The organism is Cytobacillus solani (assembly GCF_006704205.1).
GTDB lineage: Bacteria > Bacillota > Bacilli > Bacillales > Cytobacillaceae > Cytobacillus > Cytobacillus solani.
Genome location: NZ_CP041305.1, coordinates 4,619,802 through 4,640,586, shown reverse-complemented (window position 1 = coordinate 4,640,586; position 20,785 = coordinate 4,619,802). Strand labels below are relative to the sequence as shown.

The following is a 20,785-nucleotide window of genomic DNA, read 5'->3' as shown; positions in this document are numbered from 1 at the left end:
AAGACTTGAAAATGAACAACAATGTCTAGTATTTTAAAATAGACATTGTTGTTCATTTTAATGAGAAGGAGGTAGTAATATTTGTGCCAAAAGTAACTGAAGCTTATCGGAGAAAAAAACAATTAGAAATAGCTCACGCTGCGAAAAAAGTATTTGAAACTAAAGGTTACACAGATACCTCAATGAATGACATCATGCTTGAAGCAAATATAGCAAGAGGAACTCTATATTCTTATTTCGATAGTATTGAGCAAGTTTTTTTGGAAGTTTTAGCAATAGTAGATAATCATTCTTTTACTTTTATAGAAGAAGTCTGCAATATGAAATTTGTTGATCAGTTGAATACCTTGATTTACAAGGAAGTAGTAGATCTGTTGCGTCAACCATCACTTGTTCAAGCAAGGGCAGAATATTTCTTTTCATTAGAAGATACTACTTTTTTTGAGCAAAGACATAAGAGAGTTATTGAGGGAATCACAAATTTTCTTCAACAAGGAGTTGAGTCAGGAGAATTTGCACCTCAAAAAGATGTTAGATCTATTGCACATTTTATGCTTTCATTTGTAGATGGTCTCATGCTAAATACTTCACAGCTTGGCGAGACTTCTAATTTTGTGAATGATCAGTTAGAAGTTTTTCATAGTTCACTCTATTATTTACTTGGGGTGGAAAATTAAAAACTAGGAATGGCAGTTGAACTTATTTAATAAGGGAGAGTAATGTATTGTTTAACTCTAATAGAATCAGTTTAAGAAAATTGGTAAGTGAGGATGCAGAAATGTATCATTCTTGGAGAAATGATATGGATGTCATGGTATCAACAAATCCCTCACTAGATCTTTATACATTACAAGATACAAAAGAATTTGTGGAAAATGTTATATTAAGCTCCAGTTCTTCAAAAAGTTATATAATATTTGAAAAGGAATTAAATAAGTCCATTGGTATTACATCATTAATTAATATTGATTATAAAAATAGAAATGGTGAATGTATTATTGATATTGGTGAAAAGGATTTCTGGGGAAAGGGATACGCAAAAGAGACATTAAAATTATTGCTCGATTATGCCTTTCAGGAAATGAATTTACATCGAGTATCACTAAGAGTGTTTTCGTTTAATGAAAAAGCGATAAATTTATATACGAAAATTGGCTTTAAACATGAAGGGGTTAGCAGACAGTCCTTGTTTAGAAATGGTCATTGGCATGACATTTTTCATATGGGGATTCTTCAATCCGAATATATTAAGCAGTAGATAATTTATAATTTGCAAGTTTTTTATATTTACCGGATAATAGCTTTCATTAAAATTAACATATTTTGGTAATTGGATTAAATATTCAGCTCTAAAGGAGTTGTTAAATTTGGATAGAAATAAGTTTTCAGCGATTGCGCACCGTAATCATGCTTTCAGTAACCCAATTAGTGAGACAAAGATGATGAAAATGCTTGAAATGATTTCATTGGATTCACTGGATACGGTTATTGATATTGGTTCTGGTAAAAGTGAACTAATCATTCGTCTAATCGAAAAATATAATGTATCCGCAACTGGAATAGAATTGTATGAAGGTGCCATTAAGGAAGCAAAAAGGAATGCAAACGGCAGAATTCCTGATGACCGTTTAGAATTTATCGTGGGTGATGCGAGGACTGCAATCGATAAATGTATAAAAGAAGGTTATGAACTAGGTATGTGCATTGGTTCAACACATGCATTAGGTGGATTGGAATCAACATTACAGACACTGAATCGGGTAGTTAAGAAAAATGGATATATTCTAATCGGTGAAGGTTATTGGAAACAGTCTCCTAGTAAGGAGTATTTAGCTGCTCTTGGAGGAGTGGATGAGTCGGAACTAAAAACCCATGCAGAGAATGTAATGGTTGGTGAGGATTTGGGTTTAGTTCCTCTATGGTCATATGTTTCAAACGATGATGAGTGGGATGAATACGAATGGCTTTATTCCTCATCAATTGAAAATTATTGTCAGGAAAATCCTGATGATTCAGATCGAGATGCGATGCTAAACCGAATTCGGAAATGGAGAACAACTTACTTGAAGTGGGGGAGAGATACTTTAGGATTTGGATTGTATTTGTTTAGAAAATCAATTTAAAAGAAAATGTAATATAATAACTAGTAAACAAAAATTCCCATGAATTTAACGGTGACAGTATCATAAGTACATAAGGTTTTTAGAGGGTGTCCATTAGTATCGGACACTCTATTTTTATGTTTAGTCCAATAAGAAATTGGCCCGAAAAAAGCAGCAAGAAATTGAATATTAGATCAGGATTTGTCAACCAAACTTACTAGAATTATAAAAATTGGATTGGGCTACTTAACATTGGACGTCAAGTAATTACTTTATCCGGAGGGAAGCCCAAAGAGTAAGGTTATCCGCACTTCTAGATTCAGCCTTAACAGGTGTCCTTTACATCATGGTTGAGCCGACTGTTGGATTGCACCCAAAGGATACATTAGGTCTAGTAAATGTATTAAAGGGGTTAAGAGATTTAGGGAATACTGTTTTACTAATAGAGCATGATGTATATTTCAATCAGAAGATCATTGGAGGTGAAAAATAAAACTATTCCTTTGGGTATTAAGTCTAAGCACTAGATGTTTGTCTTAGCATATATTATTTAGAACTTTGTAATTAAGAGGAAAGACCTCTTCACAATTTATTTTTGAAAGGCAACCAAAAGTCGCCCAAACCGATTTAAGGGAAGTTTATTAAGTTTTTAGATAACAAGGACATTTGGTATATATTATCAAACTAAGGCAAAATCCAGAATCAGTTTAGTTTATGAATAACCAGAAAGGCGGTAATAGATTATGTCAGAAGAAAGAATAAAAAGGATAACGAGTCCACCTCCAATGCAACAAATGATAGTGCAAAGTGAAGAACATGAGGAGAATGAAGAAAATACATCCGTATCAATACTACAAGTGGATTCAACAGATTTTCGAATCTCAACTTTAAATGGACGGCCCGAAAATGAGCCTACTGTAGCGGTCAATCCAAATAATCCCTCGTCAATCATTGCTGCTTCTCACGCCTATACACTTGCAAATGGATTTCCTCAATTCGGGGTATATCGATCCACTAATGGAGGTGCTTCATTCACAACTTCGTTTCTCCCAGTTCCAGCAGGATTTAGAAATACAAGCGACCCAATCATAGATGCCGATTTAAACAATAGGTGGTTATTAGCTGGTATCGCTGTTCAACCTGTTTCAGATACAGTAGATAGGGCATCCATCATTGTTTATCGGTCAGTTGACGATGGAGCAACTTTTTCTAATGCCATTAATGTTTCTGGAATAGACAATAATTTCTTTGATGATAAGGAATATCTTGCATTCGACAAGACGCTAACAAGTCCGTTTCAAGGGAATGCCTATATTAGCTATACTAGGTTTACTAATGATGCTGCAGCCACCTCTCAAATTTTACTTCAAAGGTCTGAAGATGGTGGTTCGACATGGATGGCGCCAGTCGCCATCTCAGCGGCAATTGGAGGAGCTCCCTTTGTCCAAGGATCAAATGTTCAAGTAGGTCCGAATGGAGAAGTATATGTTGCTTGGATTGAGGGAGATTTCACTAACGCCACGTTTCGAATTCGCCGGTCAGATGATGAAGGGGTAAATTTCGGTCCCACTGTTAATGTCAGTCCTATTGTTCGAGTTCCTTTTACACTAACTGCGGAGGTACCTGAATGGGCATTCCGTGTCCCTACCTTTGCTTTTCTTGGGGTAGATACATCCGAATGTTTTGGTTCTGCGAACTTTGCAAGAGTGTATGCTGTATGGCAGGCTTACGGCACATCCAATGCTCATATTCTTTTGTCTTTCTCCGATGATGGTGGAGCAAACTGGTCTCCCCCCACTCGTGTTGACAATAGTCCAGAGGATACCCAAAATTTTTTCCCGTTTGTATCGGTTTCTCCATGCAGTGGCACGGTAACTGTTATTTACTATACAAACCGTGAATCTACTACTCTTCTAGATGTTTTTTTAGCAGTTTCTATTGATGGAGGAGTCAATTTTACAAATACACGGATAACCGACGTTTCTTTTAACCCTAATGCTGATCCAACCTTTGGTAATCCTAGTACATTTATTGGTGATTATATCTACTCGGCCTTTATTCCACCAGCTTTGCCAGAACCGGAAAAGTTAATCTCAGTATGGACTGACACTCGGAGTAACAACAGTCAAGATATCTTTGGAAACATTAGCGATCTAGAACGCATACCAACTATCGTTTGTTCAGGTAACATCACTCAAAATAATGACCCGGGTGTATGCGGAGCCATTGTCAACTATCCAAATCCAACTGTAAGTACTAGCTGTCCTGGAGTGACTTTTAGCTGCAGCCCGCCTTCTGGTTCTCTGTTCCCAGTGGGTACCACCATCGTCAATTGTACGGCTTCCGACATTTGTGGAGGATCGGCGGAATGTTCCTTTATGGTCACAGTCAACGATGTCGAACCACCGACTATTATCTGTTCAGGTAACATCACTCAGGATAATGACCCTGGTGTTTGTGGGGCAGTAGTGAACTTTCCACCGCCAACCATAAATGATAACTGTCCTGGAGCAACATTTGTTTGTACACCAGCATCAGGTTCCCTTTTTCCTATTGGAACTACTTTAGTGACATGTTTAGCTACTGATACCTCTGGAAATACAGCAGAATGTTCGTTTACAGTAACAGTAAACGATGTCGAAGTGCCGGTGATTGATTGCCCTGAAGATATTACATTATTTAATGATCCAGGTACAAACGGAGCTATTGTCAATTTTCCAGATCCAATAGTAAGCGACAATTGTCCTAACGTTACTGCTTTATGTACACCAGCATCTGGATCTTTCTTTCCTCCCGGTAATACCACTGTCACTTGTATCGCTACAGATGCTGCAGGAAATACCAGTACTTGTTCGTTCAACGTGAGAGTAATTGTAGATCCTTGTCGGTTTTTTAGCGGCAGATGCAGTCGAAGGAGATAACGATTAAACCACACATGGGATCAAAAAGAAATGAATACTTTATACACATCTAGTTAACATAAAATTAATTTCGGAAATTCTCAAATCAAAAACCCCCTTGAGCTGTAGAGTGACCCAGTAAAATGAGACAAGGAAAAAACACCCCCTGAGTCGTATTTATTACTTATACGATTTTGAAGGTGTTTTTCTTATGGGGACAAGAGTTCATTACCCAGAGGAAATTAAGTGGAAAGTGATCGAGTTAAAACAAAAAGGATTTACCAACCACGCTATTATGGACCAATTGGGCATTAAAAATGTTTATCAAATTAAAACTTGGATGAAATGGCATAGAGAAGGACGGATTCACAGATTTTCTCAGCCTGTTGGCAAACAATACACATACGGTAAGGGACCATATGGATTAAGTAAAGTAGAGGAATTAAGAAGAAAGAACAAACAATTATAGACACAGTTGGAAATTCTAAAAAAGTACCAAGAGTTAGAAAGGAGATAGAGCCGGAGATAATCTTAAAGATTGTTGAAGATCTTTGTTCTATGTATTCTATCATCAGTATATTAGCCATTTTGAAAGTACCAAAAGCGACTTATTATCGCTGGAAGAAAAAGTATCGCCAAGTTTTAGAGGAGCTAATTGTCGCTCGTTGTGAAGAAAAATATTTTCGTTATGGACACCGTTAAATAAAAGCTTTACTTAAGCGAAAATACCAGTTAGTTGTAAATCGGAAAACTGTCCAAAGAATCATGCAGAAATACAAAGTGTAGTGTCAAATTAAAGTGAAACGACCAAAATACTTAAACGGGGAAAGTAATATGGTAGTAGAAAATCTTTTAAATTGTCAGTTCAGTGAAATTAAACCCAATGAAAAATGGGTAATAGATATTACATATTTACTTTATGGGACAACAATGTTGTATTTATCAACAATTATAGACTTGTATAACAATGAAATTGTGGATACGCATTCAGGCAAAATTAAACTACCTATCCCCTATTGAATTTAAAGGACAGGCAGCATAGGTGTTTTTTCTAAGTCTTAAAACTATGGATCAGTCCATAATAAACAGATTTTTGTTATTTCATCTGTCTACTTTATAGGGAGCATATCACTACACCACACCGCTTTTTCTATAAATATATTACTATATAATATACGAGATAGTGTAGATTAAAAAGCTTGCTATCTTCGTCTACATCTACCACTAAAAAACCGACAAGGATCAACAACCACTGTCACATCGAAAGTACAAGTGCTGGTATTTCCAGCAGCATCTGTTGCGGTACAAGTGACCGATGTCGTACCGGGAAGAAAGAAAGAACCAGATGCTGGCGAACAAACAGTAGTGACAGCTGAGCAGTTATCGCTCACGGTTGGAGGTGGATAATCTACAATAGCTCCATTTGAACCTGGATCATTGAAAACGGTGATGTCAGGAGGACATTCGATGGTTGGTGGTATAGTATCAGGGATAAGGGTAATTTCAACGACTCCGTTCCCTTGTCCGCCACCGGCAGTATTGATCTGGTTGCTGCCTGCATTAAAAGAACCGCCACCGCCACCGCCACCATCACCAGCATTTGCAATTTGTTGACCACCACCACCACCGCTAAAACCGCCGCCACCACCGCCACCATCGAAAGCGCCACCACCGCCACCGCCAAAACCACCAGTACCTCCGCCACCACTACCCGTACCGCCAATTCCTCCAGCGTCGATCGCGGTTCCACCGCCACCGCCACCTCCAACACTACCACCATCTGTAAAGACGCCTGCGCCACCACCGCCGCTATCAACGGCGCTACCACCATTGCCGTTTGTTCCGCCGCTACCACCAGGATTCCCAGCAGTTCCATTTGTAGTAATCGAAGCATCTATTCCAGGATTACCATTAGTAATTTCACCCTGGCCACCGCCACCGCCGCCACCAGCAGCAATTAGAAGGGATGCAAGGCTTAAATCAGAGAAGTCATTTCCACGCCAAATAAAAGAACCGCCGCCGCCGCCGCCAGCACTTGTAGTGCTATTCATTCCTGCTCCTCCGACCAATATGGATAGGGTTTCTCCAGGGGTCACCGAAAAATCACCTTGAATCGAAGCACCGATTCCACCAGCACCACCATTAGTTCCAAAATCAGGGATATTCCCACCATTGCCACCTGCTGCACCCACAGCACGGATGGTTATAGAGCATACATCTGGTGGGATAGAAAATGTTTGAAGATCTCCCGTAAAGAAAAAGGTTACCATTCATTGTTCTCCTTCCATATATTTTTCCTAAATATACTGGTTTAACAGGTCCTTACTTACAATCCAAATCACGTGACTTGGTTTTTAGAGATTAGTTGGACAACATAATGACGTTGAAAACTTGACCACTAAATGAATTATTAAACAATTAAAAATCCTTCCTTGGTTGTATCTATACCTTCACCATACTATATGTAAAATTATCCTTAAGGAGTTTGTACAAGTGGGAACAGGAGAAATTGGACATTAACCTAAAAGAAAAGGCAACAAAAAAACAACTTTTCTTATTCAGCAAAACTAGCTAATAGTTTGTCAATATTTTTCTCTAAAAGCTTAAAATATCTCATACTATACTAAATTTAGGAATATTAAATAACCTTCCAAGGTTCTATGATTGGAAAGTTTTGGGCTGTTTAGTTTTATTTTTAAACTAGGCTAGACCTATGAAAGCCGATTTGCCTTTTAAAAGTTTATATTAAAAAAATTTCTCAGATGCCATATTTGAAGGCTATTTTTAAAACAGCAAGAAAGTCAATTAACGAGCCTATTTATGAAAGGTTTTATGCATTTCATATTTAGCCTTTTTTCCCATTCAACATTTGATTGCGAATTCATTAACCTAATTAAAATTAAGATTTTCTTAATACTTTTCTTTATATTTTCTAAAGTTTTGCCTTCTACACTTAGGCTAAATGAGCCAGAATGGTTTATCGATGGTCCAGCAGGTATTGTTTCTACAGCTGACGATATGGCGAAATGGTTAATCTCACAACAAAATGGCGGGATGTATAAGAATAAGCAAATACTAAGTTCTAATGGTATTCAAATAATGCAAACTTCTGCAAGTTCAGAGATATCATATGGAATGGGTTGGAATATCGGAGAAACAGAGGATGGGAAAAAACAAGTTCAGCATAGCGGAATTTTATGGACATACAAAGCTGAAGAAGTTTTATTGCCGGAAGATGGATATGGTGTCGTCATGCTATTTAATAGTGGGTTGAATACATTTGTTGACTATTCTTCTTTTATAAGTGGGATTACAAAGATATTAGCCAATCATCCACCGGAAGAGTCTTTTTTTGGCAGCAAACTTCTAGAAATAGGAATGATCGTTCTAATTGTGTTGACTATCATTTTAGAAATTAGAAACTTACTTCGTATAACAGACTGGGAGAAAAAATACAAAAAACGTCCAAAATGGCTCTCATTTTTCTATCTCATTATTAGGCTGATCCCGCTCTTTCTGCTTATCTTTATTCCACAAATCATGACATTTATTGGGGGTGGGAGAGTTCTTAATCAGAAAGGAATCTTTATGACAATGCCGAGTATTATTATTTGGCTTGGAATAGCTTCTATAATGAGTCTAATAATTGTTATATCACGGATGATCCGAATCTTTCAGTTTAAAATATAGATCAAATGATACTATTGCTATGGGCTTAAGGACTGCAACGAATGCAGTCCTTTTACATTTTAATATAAAAATGTTTTTCAAGAAACTTTATTTTTTCTTTCTCAGAAAGCTCCCATTTTTCCTTTTGCCCATTTTTCGTTTGGGTAACGGTTAAGCCAGATAAGGTTATTCGGCCATCTGCAGTCGCGATTGTAACGATATCACCATGTGTGAAAGTAGAGTCTGGAGACGTTTGATTATATAGACATCCTTCTGTAAAATCTTCAATATTTTTAACAGCGGTTGTAAATTGATAGAGTGTCTGCCATTGATTTTCATCAAAACGTTGTAAATCAAATGAACCTTGCTCAGTTTGAATGACTCGATAAGTCCCGCTTACATCCGTCTGTTCCACTCCTGTTAAGGGAATTGGCTGTCGAACAGAGTCCCCGAAGCCAACATCTACAAGGTAGGGACGGTCTAAGTGAACAATAATAGCAGCATGTGTATCTGCTTTTGCCCACCCTTCAGGCTTTTTCACGGTGCAAGCTATGAGGTGAGAATGATAGCCTAGATTTGTTAAGAGCAGTTGGAATAGCCCGTTAAGTTCATAGCAAAATCCTCCTCGCCCATTTCCCATAACTTTTTCATGAAAGCGATCGATGATTAATTTAATTTCCACTTTACGTGTGACATCTAAATTTTCAAATGGGATATTTTCCATATGATTTTTCTGGAGTTTTGCCAGATATTCTAATGTTAACTGCTCTTCCTTTTTTACCGAAATGCGTTTTAAGTATGCCTGAACATCCATAAAAACACCTTCACTTTCTCGCAGATTAACGGGCTGTAAAATCCCAACTCAGAAATTGAGAGAACAGAAAATTCCAAGTGGGGGATCAACATCCCGTAAATGCCCGACGACTGACAGGATGTCCTAGTCAGGCGAAAGCCACAGGACGTGGCGTACCTGAGCGTGATTAGTTCAACTAACAATCAGTGGGGGATGAAGCCCCCCACTAATTGAAGTTTCACTTTATCAAATAAATCAGTTTTTCCTGTCTTTCGGATACTCTCCCAATAATAGATGCACAATGAAGCCCGGCATGATGTAATTGTTGAACATATTGATCTGCCTCTTCTTTACTCATGGCAACAAGCAATCCTCCTGATGTAATCGCATCGCAAAGAATATATTGTTCATCAGGTGCCACGGTGCCATAATCAACGTCATCCACAAGCCAGTTATAGTTTGCTTTTGTGCCTCCAGGAATGACCCCTTTCACAGCAAGTTCATATGTACCATCAAGAATAGGGATACGATTATAATCAATTTCAAGGCTTACATTACTTCCTCGAGCCATTTCGCTTCCATGACCTAGTAGACCAAATCCAGTCACATCGGTTACCGCATGGGGTGTAAAGAAAGTCAAAATTTCAGCAGCGATTTTATTAAGAGAAGCCATAGTTTCGGTTACTTCTCTTTCTTGTTCTAAGGTCACAACTCCACGTTTAATCCCGGTTGTCATGATTCCAACACCAATCGGCTTTGTTAGGACCAGTACATCATCTGGCTTGGCACCAACATTTTTCCATACATGGTTTGGATGAACAATACCTGTTACAGAAAGACCAAATTTAGGCTCTTGATCATCAATGGAATGTCCTCCTACCGTAATTGCGCCGGCTTCTTTCACCTTATCAGCTGCACCTCTAAGTATCTCTGCTAATATATCAGGTCCCAGTTTTTTAACAGGATAACCAACAATATTTAGGACTGTTTTGGGCTGACCTCCCATAGCATAGACATCACTAAGCGCATTTGCAGCGGCAATTTGGCCAAACATATATGGATCATCGACGATCGGAGTAAAGTAATCGATTGTTTGTATTAATGCAATTGAATCTGTTAATTGATACACACCAGCATCATCGCTTGTTTCATGGCCAACAAGCAATTCTGGAACTGGATCTTGTTTCGGCAGCAGTCGCAAAACTTGCGACAAGTCCTCAGGACCAATTTTGCAGCCTCAGCCAGCTTTTGTTGATAAAGATGTCAAACGAATTTTTTCTTGCTCACTCACTGATACCACCTCCAACCATCAGTATACCTCTATTACTGAGTAAAATCACTTGATAGTATTTCAACATTTGTGGAAAAACTGCATTTATACTACAATAGAAGTGAAAAAATATGAATGTTTCGAGAATTTATACTTGGAGGTCAATGATATGAAAACCTACGAAGTTAAAGTCGAATTTTGTATGCAGTGAAACTATGCACCGAAGGCCGCGAGTTTCGCGGAAGAGTTATTTACACATTTTCGAACAAATATCAAGAAATTGGAATTAGTTCCTAGCTCTGGCGGGGTTTTCGAAGTGACTGTCAACGGAGAGAAAATTTACTCTAAAGATGAAACAGGCTTATTTCCGAAAGCACAAGAAGTAATTGGAAAAATGGAAGCATAGCCTTTTAACAAACCTTCTCTATATAAAGGGAAGGTTTGTTTTATATAAAAATATTATGTAAACTAAAATGTTAATTAGACTTCCTTTAGCCCTAAGGCAAAAATGGTATATAATAAATCTGCAAGAGAAGGAGGGGGCAAGTTGAAGAAGTTACTAAGAAATATACCTCCTGTTCATGAGCTCCAAAAGGATTCGCGTTTTGTTCTATTGTTGGAGAAGAGCGGGATTGATTCAATACATATGACAAATGAAATGAAAAAAGTACTTGAAAACGTTCGTGCTGAAATTATCAATGGAAAATGGCAAGGATCTGATCCAGGCAGTCAGCAATTTGTAGATTTACTTTTTCAGCGTTTAGAGGAACATGTAGGTAAGCAATATAGCTACACGATTAAACGAGTGATTAATGCAACGGGGACAATTCTGCATACAAACCTAGGACGTGCCAGACTGAGTGAACGTGCTGTAAAACATGTGCTTGAAACAGCCTTACATTATTCCAATTTAGAGTATAAGCTTGAAGAAGGTGAGCGTGGCTCAAGGCATAGTCATATTGAAGGACTGTTGAAAGAGCTAACAGGTGCAGAGGCTGCTATGGTTGTAAATAATAATGCGGCAGCGGTCTTCCTCATACTTAAGGCATTAGCAAATAACCGTCAAGTGATTGTATCAAGAGGCCAGCTTGTCGAAATCGGCGGTTCTTTTCGGATCTCTTCTATAATGGAAGAAAGTGGTGCAGAACTCGTTGAAGTAGGTACAACAAATAAAACACATCTTGCAGATTATGAGCGAGCGATTACTGAACATACGGCGATGGTTTTAAAAGTTCATACAAGCAATTTTAAAGTGATTGGTTTTACAAAAACAGTAGAAACGGAAGATTTGGCATCGCTTGCGGAAGAACGGAATATTCTTTTTTACGAGGATTTAGGGAGTGGTGCGCTTTTTAATTTTGAAGAGAAAGGAATTGGCGATGAACCGGTAGTTAAGGAAGTGCTGCAAAAGGGTGCGGATCTTGTTTCATTTAGCGGGGATAAGCTGCTTGGTGGTCCGCAGGCAGGAATTATTGCGGGTAAGAAGGAACTAATAAATCAGTTAAAGAAGCATCAGCTTGCAAGGGTTTTACGAGTGGACAAAATGACACTTGCTGCATTGGAAGGCACTTTAATAGATTATTTAAAAGGGGATGCAGGGATGAAAAATATTCCTGTGATTAGAGATTTATTAACTTCAAAGGAAGAACTGGAAAGAAGAACGCAAGCCTTTATCAGCAAGCTTTTAAGCAGCACTGATCTGTACGATGCAACATTAAAGGAAAGCATTGGACAAGTAGGCGGAGGCACGATGCCAGATGTTGAGCTCTATACTTATGTTGCAGTTATTAAACATAAGAAAATGAGCGCGGACCAGCTCGCAAGGAAGCTAAGAATGGGTTTCTCACCTGGAGTGATTGTTAGAATCCATAAAGAAGAAGTTCTAATAGATTTAAGGGCTGTAACGAAGGAAGAAGAAGTCCATCTCCTTTATTCACTAACTTTAATATAGACAAGGATAACAGCTGAAGCGATAAGCGACAGCTGTTTATTAATAACTTTACATATCGTGATTGCTGTTATGCTTTTGTCTCGAATGATTGCGGTTTTTCACTTTCTTTGATCCGCTAAGTGGTTCTGGCTGACCGGGATTATCCCCTTTTGGGGCATTTTTTCGCATATCCTTGCCATCGTTCTTATTCATTTCTTCATCCCTCCTAATCAATAGGATGGAATCTAAATGAGAAATTATGCGGAATATTTTTTAATTGGACTGCACAATTTAATTGTACAAAATGAAGAAGGAGTGAATAGAACATGCCATATCAAAAAAACAAACAGCAAGCATTCCAAGCAGCCCAGCAGGGAGTAGAGGATGCAGAAGAATTGTATCATGAAATTGTTAGAGATACTGCAAGCTACGGCCACCAATTAAAGCATTTAAAACAGGAAGTGAATGAGGCTTATGAGCAAATTGAAAATGCGCTGGAAGTGGCTTCAGAAACACAACGTGCACAGTTGGAGAAATTTCAGCAGGACTTAAGCACGATGGTACAGGAAGTTAATGAGTTTCAATAATGATTTGCAAATAAAACAGAAGAATTGCAAAAAATGTTTGATTGTTTGCAAAAAAATAACGGAAACATGCATATAAAATTTAACTTTTGCAAATAACAGAGGAATTTGCAAAAATACTTTTGTTGTTCGCAAAAATAGGTTCGAAACTTGCAAAAAAACATAAAAGCTGCAAAATTATACTTTATAAAAAATAAGTGTTAAACTGCCCGGCATGTAATTGTCGGGTTTTTTCAATTAACCTACCTAAAAAATAGGGAAGCAGAAATCTACCCACCTCCCAATCCCGATTATTGATTTTTTTTCCTTTTCTTGTTGTTTTGCTTTTGTGCTTCTGTCAGTGGCTCATTGGCGAATTCCTCATTAAAACCAGCACCCATTCCTTGCCCTTTTGCAGCATTCATGCCTAGAATAATGTGATTTGCTTTTCTCTTTTTTGCCATTTTAATCACCTCCATGTATAAGTTTGTCTTTTATTGGAGGAATTATGTGTTGTTTCCAGTATAGAAAATAGTCTTAAATAATATTTTTCTACAATAATTTTTATCCAAAAGCAAATGAAAATCATTATCAGTAAATCCACTAAAATTCACCTTTTTAATAAAAAAAGTTAAAAACTTCTTTTTAACATAAGTAATACTTATTGAAACCAATAACTTTCTTGTTATTTACATATAAAGAAGGTTGTATTAAGATAAGAATTGTGAGAAAAGTTAGGATAGATGAAAATTCCAACTTTTCGACAACTTCCTATATTTAATTAATTGTAAAATTGTAAAAGGGGGATACACCCATGGCAAAAAATGATGTATTTAATGCCCGTAAGTCTTTTGAATTAGACGGGAAGCGTTATAACTATTACCATTTAAGCGCTCTTGAAGAGGCTGGAGTAGGAAATGTTTCAAAATTACCATATTCTATTAAAGTATTACTAGAATCTGTATTACGCCAATATGACGGACGTGTGATTACGAAAGAACATGTTGAAAACCTGGCAAAATGGGGAACAAGTGAAGTGAAGGAAGTGGATGTGCCATTCAAGCCTTCACGTGTTATCCTACAGGACTTTACTGGTGTTCCTGCAGTAGTTGACTTAGCATCTTTACGTAAAGCAATGGCAGATATGGGTGGAGATCCAGACAAAATCAACCCGCTAAAGCCAGTTGACCTTGTTATCGACCACTCTGTGCAAGTAGATAAATTTGGTACAGCAGAAGCATTGGATTTAAATATGGAGCTTGAATTTGAACGTAACGCTGAACGTTACCAATTCTTAAGCTGGGCACAAAAAGCATTCGATAATTATCGTGCTGTTCCGCCTGCAACAGGAATCGTTCACCAAGTTAACTTGGAGTATTTAGCAAATGTCGTTCATGCACTTGAAAACGAAGATGGCGAATTTGAAGCATTCCCAGATACACTAGTTGGGACAGATTCTCATACAACAATGATCAATGGGATTGGTGTACTTGGATGGGGTGTAGGTGGAATCGAAGCAGAAGCAGGTATGCTTGGACAGCCTTCATATTTCCCAGTTCCTGAGGTTGTAGGGGTTAAACTTACTGGAGAGCTTCCAGATGGTACAACAGCTACTGACCTTGCGTTAAAAGTAACACAAGTGCTTCGTGCTCATGGTGTTGTTGGTAAATTTGTTGAGTTCTACGGTCCTGGTGTGCCAGCGCTGCCACTTGCTGATCGTGCAACTATTGCAAACATGGCTCCAGAATATGGTGCTACATGTGGGTTCTTCCCGGTTGATGCGGAAGCACTTGAATATATGCGCTTAACTGGACGTTCGGAAGAACAAATTAAAGTGGTTGAAACATACAGCAAAGAAAACGGATTATTCTTCGATCCGTCATTAGAGCCTGTATATACAAATGTTGTTGAAATCAATCTGGCTGAAATTGAAGCAAATCTATCTGGACCAAAGCGCCCTCAAGATTTAATTCCACTTTCAGCAATGAAGAAAGAATTCAATCAAGCGATTACAGCTTCTCAAGGAAACCAAGGATTTGGTTTAGATGAGAAGGAAATTAATAAAGAAGTAACAGTAAAATTCAACAATGGTGAAACAACACAAATGAAAACAGGTGCCGTTGCAATCGCTGCGATTACAAGCTGTACGAACACTTCTAATCCATATGTATTAGTTGGGGCAGGCTTAGTTGCGAAAAAAGCTGTTGAACTTGGCATGGAAGTGCCAAAGTTTGTAAAAACATCCTTAGCACCTGGATCAAAGGTAGTAACTGGATACTTGCGTGATTCTGGATTACTTCCATACCTTGATCAATTAGGATTTAACCTTGTTGGATATGGCTGTACGACATGTATCGGTAACTCTGGTCCATTAAAAGAGGAGATTGAAAAGGCGGTTGCAGAAAGCGATCTTCTAGTTACATCCGTTCTTTCAGGTAACCGTAACTTTGAAGGACGTATTCACCCGCTTGTTAAAGCGAACTACTTGGCATCACCGCCTCTTGTGGTTGCTTATGCACTTGCAGGAACAGTTGATATCGATCTTCAAATTGAAGCAATCGGTAAAGACAAAGATGGTAAAGATGTGTTCTTTAAGGATATTTGGCCAACATCTGCTGAAATCAATGAAGTAGTGAAACGGACAGTTACACCTGATTTATTCCGTTCAGAATACGAAAATGTATTTGGCGATAATGCCCTTTGGAACAAAATCCAAACAAGCAATGAACCGCTATATACATTTGATGAAACATCAACTTATATCCAGAACCCACCGTTCTTTGAAGGCTTAAAGCCTGATCCAGACGAAGTAAAACCTTTAAATGGTTTGCGTGTTGTTGGTAAATTCGGTGATTCTGTAACAACTGACCATATTTCTCCTGCTGGTGCAATTGGTAAAGATACACCTGCTGGAAAATATTTACGTGAAAATGGTGTTGAGGTTCGTGACTTTAACTCTTATGGATCTCGTCGTGGTAACCATGAAGTGATGATGCGCGGAACTTTCGCAAACATTCGTATTCGTAATCAAATTGCACCAGGTACAGAAGGTGGCTTCACAACTTACTGGCCAACTGGGGAAGTAACTTCAATCTATGATGCTTGTATGAAGTACAAAGAAGATGGTACGGGTCTTGTTGTTCTTGCTGGTAAGGATTATGGAATGGGATCTTCACGTGACTGGGCTGCAAAAGGTACAAACCTATTAGGCATCAAGACTGTAATTGCTGAAAGCTATGAGCGTATTCACCGTTCAAACCTTGTATTAATGGGTGTTCTTCCACTTCAATTCAAGGATGGTGAAAGTGCTGAAACTTTAGGCTTAACAGGTAAAGAAACAATTGATGTTCAAGTCGATGAAAATGTGAGACCTCGTGATCTCGTACAAGTAACGGCAACTGATGAAGATGGAAACAAGAAATCATTTGAAGTGCTTGTTCGTTTCGATTCAGAAGTTGAAATTGATTACTACCGTCATGGAGGAATCCTGCAAATGGTTCTTCGTGAGAAGCTAGCTAACTAAATTGTAATGAAGGCATGTGATTTCAGAAATGAAATTGCATGCTTTTTTATTTGAAGAATTGTCACATTTACCTTGTTAAATACATAGGAAAACATCTTATTTTTTTTTTGTGTCTGGGTTACAATAACTTTATAAGGTTAAAAAAGGTGTGGAATAGCATGATAAAAAAAGTAATTGCTATCGTTTTTTTATGCGGCTTAATGACTGTCGCAATTGTCCAGGCAATGGAAAAGAATACAATGCAAGAGCAAGAAGTTAAATCGATTCAGACAAATAATCTCCCTGGTCTAGAGGTTGGGTTAAAAGCACCAGACTTTGAATTAAAGAATTTAGCAGGTGAAACAGTCAGTCTTTCTGAATTCAAAGGGCAAAAGATCATGTTGAATTTTTGGGCAACATGGTGTCCCCCTTGTAAAAAAGAAATACCGGATATGCAAAAATTCTATGAACTAGCGAAAGATGATGTAGTCATTCTTGCAGTAAATATTGATACAGAAGCTGATGTTGCAGGTTTTGCAAAGAAAATGGATGCTCATTTTCCTATCCTACTAGATGAGAAAGACAAAGTAAGTTCGATGTACAAAATACTGACAATTCCAACTACGTATTTTATCGATGAGGAAGGAATCATTCGACATAAGCATTTAAGTGCAATGACAATGGAGATGATGAAAGAATATTCAGATTTATAAGCTTTTTATGCATCAGCATTCGCTGATGTTTTTTATATTTTTCATAAAACAAATAAATTTTCAAAAAGTTGTAATAATTACAACGCTTTTTGTGAATAATAACTGTTAATATAGGATTAAAGGAAGGTGAAATAACTAATGAGAAAACCTAGAAAACGTTCATTCGCCGATCTTGTTTTAGAAAATAAACGACAAATTTTAAAAGATCAAGCTGCTATGGAAAGAATTGAAGCACGATTAGAACAAAAGCGATTAACGAAAGCTGAATAACATTATTTACAAGCAATAACTCCCTCCTCAAATGACCATACTTTAAATGAGGAGGGATATTTTTATGGGAAATCCTAAAAGAGATGCAAGGAAATTTAATCCAAACCATATTGGTACACAACCAAGAGGCTATGGTGGAAATAATGGAAAGAAAATGCAAAGTAATACTGGCGGAGTGCCTCAAGTAATTCAAACCAAAGGTGAATAACGATACAAATCCTATTGCCACCGTTTTAATTTACGGTGGTTTTTCTATGGAAGAAGAAAGTAAACCTTTTTCGAATAGTTGTGCTTTTCTTATAAAATCAACCACTTTTTTCCGTTGATAATTTTACTCTTAATTCACAAACTAAATTCGTATTACTACAACAATTTTAGGAGGACTAGGAGCATGGAGTTTAATAATAAACCAAAACCAGATGATCGCAGTGACAATGTCGAAAAATTACAAACGATGGTTCAAAATACAATTGAAAATATAAATGAAGCTGAGGAAACATTAGAATTTTCAAATGCTGAGGATCGAGCTAGAGTAGAGGCAAAAAACGAGCGCAGAAAGGAAAGCATTGATGCTATGCGTTCTGAAATACAAGATGAGTCCCAGGCACGTCAAAATGGGTATAGACAATCATAATATTTTATGGCCTGTTCGAGGATGAACAGGTCTTTTCTTATTAGAGATAAAGTGAAATATGATATGATAGAATTGGAAATTGAAAAGAAGAAGTGAGAGACGTGGAAAAGAAAAGACAGCAGCAATCAATCATCGAAAAATGGCAGCGATGGGAACAGGAATTAAATCAAAATAAGTACATAAAGAATGAAGCGGAATTACTATCTGTGATCAAATCATTAGATGAAAATGTAGATCATCAGCTGGCTTCTGAATTATTAACAATCGCATCACTATCGAGAATAAATCAATTAAAGCAGGATTCATTAAGCTCGGCTTGGCTTAAGAAGGCATATCAATTAAATGCTAATAATGAAAGAGCAGCAGAATTGTTGGGACAATTCGAATGGAAAAAGAAGGAAGAAGCCCTTAGTGCACTCGTATTTCCGCCATTGAGAGAAACAGATAACAGGCAAGCGAAGAAAAAAACATCAGAGCAATTTTTGAATATTTGCCAACAATTTCTTGATCATGCAGATGCAGAAAGAGATCAATTACAAAGAGGGAAGGAAAATGCCCAAAAAAGAAAGGATCTCGGCTTGCAGCAAACACATGAGAAAATGATTCTTCTATTGGAGGAGATCATTGAAGAGACAGCCTTGCTCTTGAAGGCATCAGAAGAATATGACCAATCGATAGCGGGTGTATTCTATACTTCGACCTATTATAGTGATATGAAGAAGCACTTAGATCGGATTGAAGGTTTAAAAAAAGAGTGGGCTGAGGTATTTGTTGACGAAAAAGAGGAGACAGAATCAGAAACGAATCCTCTTGAAGAGTTAGAGGGAATGATTGGACTTGACCATGTAAAAAAGAGAGTAAATGATTACTATCGCTTCCTTACCTATCAAAAAGAACGAAAGATACTTGGATTTCAAGTAAAGGATGAAATGAGCTTAAACATGGTCTTAACTGGGAATCCAGGGACGGGGAAAACGACCATTGCTCGTTTATTGGCTAAAATTTTTCACGAGCTCGGAGTTCTGCCGCGCGAAGAAGTGGTTGAAGCAGACCGCTCACAGCTTGTTGGGTCATTTGTTGGTCAAACAGAAGAAAATGTACGCACAATGGTGGAAAAAGCACGCGGTGGAGTCCTGTTTATTGATGAAGCATACAGTCTCAAAAGAGATGGGCAATCCGGAAACGATTTTGGACAAACAGCAATTGATACGCTCGTTTCATTGATGACTGGACCAGAATATGGCGGGAAATTTGCAGTAATATTGGCTGGTTATCCAGATGAGATGAGACAGTTTTTAGATGCCAATCCTGGTTTAAGAAGCCGCTTTCCACAATCAAACCATATCCAGCTTCCGGACTATTCGAACGTCGAACTCATCGGGATTGCTGAGAAACTTGCAATAGAGAATGATTATGTAATGACAGATGATGCAAAGCTGGAGCTTGAAAAAAGAATTGAAAAGGAACGGGTGGATGATACGTTTGGCAATGCACGGACAGTTCAGGATTTAGTCTTAGCTGCAATTTTTAAAAAGGGTTCACAATCTTCAATGGACAAGCATATTTTGACGTATACGCTGCTTGAAAAAGAGGATTTTGAAGAAATTGAGTCCGAAAAGGAAATGAACCCAAGGGAACAATTAGATCAACTAATTGGACTTGAATTAATAAAAAATGAAGTAAAGATCCTGATCTCTTTTGTGAAAATGCAGAAAATTAGGCGAGAAAAAGGATTGCCAGTCGTTCCGATCCAGCTTCATTCAGTGTTTACAGGCAACCCTGGAACAGGTAAGACAACAGTTGCAAAAATTTTTGCGGAGCTCTTGAAGGAATGCGGAGTGCTGAAAAGAGGCCATTTAGTCGTTACTAGCAGAGCGGATTTTGTTGCTGGCTATGTCGGACAAACAGCTATAAAAACAAAAAAGATGATTCGAGAAGCACTTGGCGGTGTTCTTTTTATTGATGAGGCGTATTCGTTGCTGTCTGCTTCGCAAGGGGATTTTGGTAAGGAAGTAGTTAATACGCTAGTTGATGAAATGACGAAGCATAATGAAAATTTAGTTGTCATTTTGGCTGGATATCCTAAGGAAATGGATGAATTACTTAAAAGTAATCCAGGGTTAAAATCGAGATTTAAGAAGTTTTTCCAATTTAATGATTATTCTAATGAAGAATTGCTTCAAATTATCATTAACTATGCATCACATTATCAATATCATTTAACTTCAGATGCACTGACTTATCTAAAAGATGTATTAGGTAAAATAACAATAAATGGGAATGGTAGGTTCGCAACGAATGTAACGGATGAAGCCATTCAGACACAGGCGCTAAGATTAATGACAGAAGACAAGGTAAATAATCGATTGGAAAAAGTGGATCACCTAGAAAAAGCAGATTTTGAAACTGCAATTTTTAGAATGAGAAAAGGGGAATAGG

The 20,785-nt window shown here is 37.7% G+C and carries 22 protein-coding genes and 1 pseudogene; 18 read left to right on the top strand and 5 right to left on the bottom strand.

Annotated features, from left to right (window positions below; all coding sequences use genetic code 11):
• Positions 1–83: 83 nt before the first annotated feature.
• The 8 genes and pseudogenes from FI644_RS23295 (at position 84) to FI644_RS27430 (ending at position 5,788) form a co-directional block, all read left to right on the top strand.
• A complete protein-coding gene (locus FI644_RS23295; protein ID WP_181758144.1) occupies positions 84–677 on the top strand; it encodes a TetR/AcrR family transcriptional regulator in 594 nt (197 codons plus the stop codon).
• A 101-nt stretch (positions 678–778) separates the two neighbouring features.
• A complete protein-coding gene (locus FI644_RS23290; protein WP_142109090.1) occupies positions 779–1,258 on the top strand; it encodes a GNAT family N-acetyltransferase in 480 nt (159 codons plus the stop codon).
• A 109-nt stretch (positions 1,259–1,367) separates the two neighbouring features.
• Positions 1,368–2,123 carry an SAM-dependent methyltransferase gene (locus FI644_RS23285; protein ID WP_142108867.1) on the top strand — a complete coding sequence of 252 codons (756 nt, stop codon included), beginning with the start codon at positions 1,368–1,370 and terminating at the stop codon, positions 2,121–2,123.
• A 177-nt stretch (positions 2,124–2,300) separates the two neighbouring features.
• Positions 2,301–2,559, top strand: a pseudogene (uvrA, locus tag FI644_RS23280) (ABC-ATPase UvrA); the annotation flags it as partial.
• Between the two features lie 286 nt (positions 2,560–2,845).
• Positions 2,846–5,023 (top strand): HYR domain-containing protein, encoded by a 2,178-nt coding sequence (locus FI644_RS23275; protein WP_082620661.1) that lies wholly within the window; start codon positions 2,846–2,848, stop codon positions 5,021–5,023.
• A 190-nt stretch (positions 5,024–5,213) separates the two neighbouring features.
• A complete protein-coding gene (locus FI644_RS23270) occupies positions 5,214–5,471 on the top strand; it encodes a hypothetical protein (protein ID WP_053475901.1) in 258 nt (85 codons plus the stop codon).
• 89 nt (positions 5,472–5,560) lie between these two features.
• Positions 5,561–5,704, top strand: coding sequence for a hypothetical protein (locus tag FI644_RS26530; protein ID WP_181758143.1), 144 nt, complete (start codon positions 5,561–5,563; stop codon positions 5,702–5,704).
• Positions 5,705–5,788: an IS3 family transposase gene (locus FI644_RS27430; RefSeq protein ID WP_075209303.1), complete on the top strand. Its 84-nt coding sequence runs from the start codon at positions 5,705–5,707 to the stop codon at positions 5,786–5,788. It abuts the gene before it with no gap.
• A 416-nt stretch (positions 5,789–6,204) separates the two neighbouring features.
• Here FI644_RS27430 and FI644_RS27255 read toward each other — a convergent pair whose 3' ends face one another.
• Positions 6,205–7,272, bottom strand: a complete 1,068-nt coding sequence (locus FI644_RS27255) for an HYR domain-containing protein (RefSeq protein ID WP_056684499.1) — start codon at positions 7,270–7,272, stop codon at positions 6,205–6,207.
• A 550-nt stretch (positions 7,273–7,822) separates the two neighbouring features.
• On the opposite strand from FI644_RS27255, the gene FI644_RS23255 reads away from it, so the two are divergent.
• Positions 7,823–8,692 (top strand): serine hydrolase, encoded by an 870-nt coding sequence (locus FI644_RS23255; protein ID WP_056684502.1) that lies wholly within the window; start codon positions 7,823–7,825, stop codon positions 8,690–8,692.
• Between the two features lie 52 nt (positions 8,693–8,744).
• Here the strand turns inward: FI644_RS23255 and FI644_RS23250 are convergent, their stop codons facing one another.
• Together FI644_RS23250 and selD are read right to left on the bottom strand one after the other, a co-directional pair.
• Entirely contained in the window at positions 8,745–9,485 is a 741-nt protein-coding gene (locus tag FI644_RS23250; RefSeq protein WP_053475905.1) for an arylamine N-acetyltransferase family protein, read from the bottom strand.
• Between the two features lie 217 nt (positions 9,486–9,702).
• Positions 9,703–10,755 carry a selenide, water dikinase SelD gene (gene selD, locus FI644_RS23245; protein WP_082446566.1) on the bottom strand — a complete coding sequence of 351 codons (1,053 nt, stop codon included), beginning with the start codon at positions 10,753–10,755 and terminating at the stop codon, positions 9,703–9,705.
• A gap of 148 nt (positions 10,756–10,903) precedes the next feature.
• On the opposite strand from selD, the gene FI644_RS27425 reads away from it, so the two are divergent.
• Together FI644_RS27425 and selA are read left to right on the top strand one after the other, a co-directional pair.
• The gene (locus FI644_RS27425) at positions 10,904–11,140 is read left to right on the top strand and encodes an Rdx family protein (RefSeq protein ID WP_342668482.1); all 237 of its coding nucleotides are present in this window, start codon (positions 10,904–10,906) and stop codon (positions 11,138–11,140) included.
• 141 nt (positions 11,141–11,281) lie between these two features.
• A complete protein-coding gene (gene selA / locus FI644_RS23235) occupies positions 11,282–12,685 on the top strand; it encodes an L-seryl-tRNA(Sec) selenium transferase (RefSeq protein WP_053475907.1) in 1,404 nt (467 codons plus the stop codon).
• A gap of 48 nt (positions 12,686–12,733) precedes the next feature.
• Here the strand turns inward: selA and FI644_RS23230 are convergent, their stop codons facing one another.
• Entirely contained in the window at positions 12,734–12,877 is a 144-nt protein-coding gene (locus FI644_RS23230; RefSeq protein ID WP_075209142.1) for a small acid-soluble spore protein P, read from the bottom strand.
• Positions 12,878–12,990: 113 nt separating this feature from the next.
• On the opposite strand from FI644_RS23230, the gene FI644_RS23225 reads away from it, so the two are divergent.
• Entirely contained in the window at positions 12,991–13,251 is a 261-nt protein-coding gene (locus tag FI644_RS23225) for a hypothetical protein (protein WP_053475908.1), read from the top strand.
• 287 nt (positions 13,252–13,538) lie between these two features.
• Here the strand turns inward: FI644_RS23225 and sspO are convergent, their stop codons facing one another.
• On the bottom strand, positions 13,539–13,691 hold the full coding sequence (gene sspO / locus FI644_RS23220) for a small acid-soluble spore protein SspO (RefSeq protein ID WP_053475909.1): 153 nt from the start codon (positions 13,689–13,691) through the stop codon (positions 13,539–13,541).
• A 350-nt stretch (positions 13,692–14,041) separates the two neighbouring features.
• Between sspO and acnA the strand changes: the two genes are divergently transcribed.
• The 6 genes from acnA to FI644_RS23190 all read left to right on the top strand — a co-directional run bounded on the left by acnA (position 14,042) and on the right by FI644_RS23190 (position 20,784).
• Positions 14,042–16,750, top strand: a complete 2,709-nt coding sequence (gene acnA, locus FI644_RS23215) for an aconitate hydratase AcnA (protein WP_142108866.1) — start codon at positions 14,042–14,044, stop codon at positions 16,748–16,750.
• Between the two features lie 158 nt (positions 16,751–16,908).
• Complete coding sequence (locus tag FI644_RS23210) at positions 16,909–17,442, top strand: peroxiredoxin family protein (protein ID WP_053475911.1); 534 nt, start codon at positions 16,909–16,911, stop codon at positions 17,440–17,442.
• A 138-nt stretch (positions 17,443–17,580) separates the two neighbouring features.
• Positions 17,581–17,712, top strand: a complete 132-nt coding sequence (locus FI644_RS23205) for an FbpB family small basic protein (RefSeq protein WP_053475912.1) — start codon at positions 17,581–17,583, stop codon at positions 17,710–17,712.
• A gap of 64 nt (positions 17,713–17,776) precedes the next feature.
• Complete coding sequence (locus FI644_RS23200; protein WP_053475913.1) at positions 17,777–17,920, top strand: acid-soluble spore protein N; 144 nt, start codon at positions 17,777–17,779, stop codon at positions 17,918–17,920.
• Positions 17,921–18,103: 183 nt separating this feature from the next.
• Positions 18,104–18,346 carry a small acid-soluble spore protein Tlp gene (gene tlp, locus FI644_RS23195; protein ID WP_053475914.1) on the top strand — a complete coding sequence of 81 codons (243 nt, stop codon included), beginning with the start codon at positions 18,104–18,106 and terminating at the stop codon, positions 18,344–18,346.
• 101 nt (positions 18,347–18,447) lie between these two features.
• Positions 18,448–20,784, top strand: a complete 2,337-nt coding sequence (locus FI644_RS23190) for an AAA family ATPase (RefSeq protein ID WP_053475915.1) — start codon at positions 18,448–18,450, stop codon at positions 20,782–20,784.
• The last annotated feature ends 1 nt before the right edge of the window (position 20,785 follow it).